The sequence below is a fragment of the Vibrio sp. 2033 genome, from assembly GCF_033339735.1.
The window spans coordinates 1-508 of sequence record NZ_JAWOVC010000894.1; the positions used below are offsets into that span (position 1 = coordinate 1).

1 protein-coding gene is annotated in these 508 nt (G+C 44.9%); it reads left to right on the forward strand.

What is annotated here, in order from left to right; genetic code table 11:
* Positions 1–508: helix-turn-helix domain-containing protein (locus R7P74_RS29680; RefSeq protein ID WP_318124336.1), on the forward strand; the 508-nt coding region annotated here is incomplete at both ends.

Below are 508 nucleotides of genomic sequence, written 5' to 3' on the forward strand. Positions count from 1 at the left end.
TATCTTCATTCTGGGAAGGCTTTCATATAGTAAAGTCTCATCAGACTGCGTCATTAATAAAGCTCACTCTCAAACCTAATTCTATCGCTAAGTGTCCGTGCGGGCTTAAAGCTCAAGCCATACATGAGTATCAGTGGCGTAACGTGAAGGAAGCTACACTGTTAGGAGCTCCCGTTGAACTGTCCATTCAAACCCGACGCATCAAGTGCAGTAACTGCGGCATTAAAACAGAGCGGCTATCTTGGTTGGAACCTTATGCTCGTATCACTAACCGCCTACGAAGCTATATAGAACAGTTGTTACCTCTGCTACCAATTAAACATATAGCCCAAGTGACAGGCGTTCATTGGCACACAATCAAAGAGATAGATAAGCGTCGACTTCAACAAGTAGTGCCGCAAGTTAAATGGGGTGAATTAAGGCAACTCGTCATGGACGAGTTCGCTATTTTTAAAGGGCACCGCTATGCGACGGTCATTGCTGACGCGAAAAGCCATCAAGTTATCTG